Raw genomic sequence first — 2,759 nt, forward strand, 5'->3', positions numbered from 1 at the left:
TGGTGCTCTGTAACGGGATCGTTAAATGTATATAGCGTTTCCATATCTTTTCCTTGTATCAATAAATGCAATGCTCAAGAGAATGATATGTATGTGAATAATTCTTCAATCGAATCCAAATCCACTATGAGACCGACTGAGACTTGTTGAGATAAAAAATACAGACCTGCGTCTTTGTTTGAGTGATACCAACAAAGGCAATAATCATGAACCCAAACCATTCAAACACTGGACATCCGAATCGCTTGATAAGACTTAAAGAAGTGATTCATATCAGCGGTCTTTCCAGAGCGTCTATCTACAGCTTTATGGAGGAAGATACTTTTCCTCAATCCGTGTCCCTAGGTGCAAGAGCCATTGGCTGGCGATATCAAGATATTCAAAATTGGATACTGGAAAAGATTCAAGAGCGAGATGAGAAGCTAATCAAGATGGCTGAGTTGAAAGCAAAGCAGGATAAGCGTTATGGAAGATAATGTGATTGAGAGTGAATGGTTCCGTGAGTACCAAATCGATACGGTGGATGGCGGTCTTTCGTTGCCACTGATAGAAAAACTCTATTTTGCTTATCGAAGCGTCTTAAGTCGTTTTGGTCACAGTTATGTATTTCGGTTTCGATTGGGTATACCCAGAAAGCACAACCATCAAGCCAAGGCGTTATTCAATCAGTGGTTTTATCGATTCTGTCATTACAGACAGCGTGACAAGATTAGTGTGATATGGAAAAAGGAAATATCTGACACTGGCGCAATCAGCTACCGCTTCACGATGTTTTTAGATGCAGCTCCCTACCAACCGATAGCAAATGAATACCAAATCAGAAAAAAACTGACGAAAGACATTACGCGAACGTGGGCAACGACCACACAGACAAGCCAATACGACATCAGTGAACTTTGCTCCTTTCTTACTCAACCTCTGCTTGAGCTCAATAAAGATCATGAGGATTTTGACCACCGACACCGCTGCTTGTTCTACGTACTAAGCAGGCAAGCTAATGTCAGTACGAATCATGATATTGACGTTCAAAGCACGATAGGTTCATTTGTCAGTAAATCAAAAAAGAAAGGAAGGCAGCCGAGAAAGCCGAGAGAGAAAAGATCAAAGAAAAGACAACCATCATCCGCGAGGCCACGAGCACAAGCATGATTGATGTTACTGACAGGAGCGGAAACCAATCACGGGACGACCTAAAAATAAGCCAACCGATAGCAGGTTAAGGAAATTTTTACACTTCAACTCTATCTCATGAGTGATAACCATAGAGGAAGAATTTCATGAGATTAGTTCGTTTAAAAGAAGTGATAGAAAGAGTGCAGTTAAGTAAGTCGACCATCTACAAAATGATGGCTAACGGGGAGTTTCCACACAATGTATCGCTTGGAGAGCGAGCCTCCGCATGGGTTGAGCATGAATTGGATGAATGGATTGAGAATCGAGCATAGCAATGACTTAGGCCAGTAGCGAAAGCTGCTGGCTTTATGCCCACTCACATAAATTGCAAAGAAAAATAATTTTCAGAAGCACTATTCGTATCTACTCTCAGTCGGGTAGATATACATGATAGAATGGCCACAATATCGATAGCTGGTGCTAAGCCACTCTCCACCAATTGAGATGGCTACACTATTAAAGCTATTCATCAACTACTAACGTCTAGAGTTAAACATGAATAAACAACAGCTTGCCGCCAAAATTTGGGGCTTTGTTGCGTAATTAAATTTAAAGATAGAACTACCCCGTTTCGCGTATTTCTTAATCAATACGACAAGTTTCAGGCATACCTAACCCAGTAAGCTTGTTCAACGCTTTTATCATCGCGTAAGTTTCACCCACCTGGGCATTGTAATTTCTTAAGCTCAGTTTCCCTCCTAGCAACTGTTTAACTCGATACATCGCTGTTTCTGAGAGTGAACGTTTGTGGTATCCATACCGCTCTTTCCAATACTTATTTGAGCCGTATAATTTCTGGCAACCCACGGCGAGATTTCGAGGGTGACCACGCTCCCAGAAGGCTGCCCCTTCTCTTGGGGGAATAAGCGCAATAGCTCCCTTAATCTTAATAGCAGCGTGACACGCTCTCGTGTCGTAAGCGCCATCACCAGACACCTCAAGGATACTTCGGCGTGTTTGTTTCAGTAAGTTCGGGAGTACTTCTCCATCTGTAACCGTCGATAAACTTAGCTCAGCGGCAATGATCTCATGAGTGTTGGTATCGACGGCAATATGAAGCTTTCGCCAGACTCTACGCTTGCCATCCGTCCCATGTTTTTTGACTTTCCATTCACCTTCGCCATAAACCTTAAGGCCAGTAGCATCAATAGCTAGGTGCTGTATCGCTCCTCTCGTTTTAGTCTTAAATGAAACCTCAACTTGCTTGGCTCTACGACTGATGCAGGTGTAATGCGGACAACTTAACGGTACATGGGCTAACCTAAATATCGAGTCGATAAATCCTTGCAGCGCTCTCAATGGCATAGAAAAAACTCGTTTCACCATGAGTGCTGTCGTGATAGCTAAATCACTGAACCGACGCGGCCTCCCGCGCTTATTCTGTTTGTGGATATCATTTTATCGCCTGCCTATCATCAATCCAAAAGTGCAGAGCCATTATTAATGATAGCTTGTATTGTTTCTAGTTGGTTGTTTTGTAACGAAGTCTAGGGGCGTTGTTGATCAAATCAGCTTGAAGATCAACGATGCCATATTTGACTAGCCGTTAGCTTCTAACGGGCATACCTAGTCCTATGACTTTGTTT

General features: G+C 42.6%; 3 protein-coding genes and 1 pseudogene. 3 read left to right on the top strand and 1 reads right to left on the bottom strand.

Annotated features, from left to right (window positions below; translation table 11 throughout):
- Window positions 1–206 precede the first annotated feature (206 nt).
- The 3 genes from IQQ51_RS04900 (at window position 207) to IQQ51_RS04910 (ending at window position 1,445) form a co-directional block, all read left to right on the top strand.
- The gene (locus IQQ51_RS04900) at window positions 207–476 is read left to right on the top strand and encodes an AlpA family transcriptional regulator (protein WP_193840521.1); all 270 of its coding nucleotides are present in this window, start codon (window positions 207–209) and stop codon (window positions 474–476) included.
- Window positions 466–1,149 (top strand): YagK/YfjJ domain-containing protein, encoded by a 684-nt coding sequence (locus IQQ51_RS04905; protein ID WP_193840522.1) that lies wholly within the window; start codon window positions 466–468, stop codon window positions 1,147–1,149. Before IQQ51_RS04900 ends, IQQ51_RS04905 begins: the two co-directional genes overlap by 11 nt.
- Before the next feature lie 128 nt (window positions 1,150–1,277).
- Window positions 1,278–1,445: a helix-turn-helix transcriptional regulator gene (locus tag IQQ51_RS04910; protein WP_017081606.1), complete on the top strand. Its 168-nt coding sequence runs from the start codon at window positions 1,278–1,280 to the stop codon at window positions 1,443–1,445.
- 310 nt (window positions 1,446–1,755) lie between these two features.
- Here IQQ51_RS04910 and IQQ51_RS04915 read toward each other — a convergent pair.
- Window positions 1,756–2,611: pseudogene (locus IQQ51_RS04915) on the bottom strand (IS5 family transposase).
- Window positions 2,612–2,759: the final 148 nt, after the last annotated feature.

It is taken from the genome of Vibrio sp. OPT18, from assembly GCF_015163615.1.
Taxonomy (GTDB): domain Bacteria; phylum Pseudomonadota; class Gammaproteobacteria; order Enterobacterales; family Vibrionaceae; genus Vibrio; species Vibrio coralliirubri.

Coding starts and splice junctions, on each gene's coding strand:
- IQQ51_RS04910 (WP_017081606.1), top strand. CDS start 1,278: ATGAGATTAGTTCGTTTAAAAGAAGTGATAGAAAGAGTGCAGTTAAGT.
- IQQ51_RS04900 (WP_193840521.1), top strand. CDS start 207: ATGAACCCAAACCATTCAAACACTGGACATCCGAATCGCTTGATAAGA.
- IQQ51_RS04905 (WP_193840522.1), top strand. CDS start 466: ATGGAAGATAATGTGATTGAGAGTGAATGGTTCCGTGAGTACCAAATC.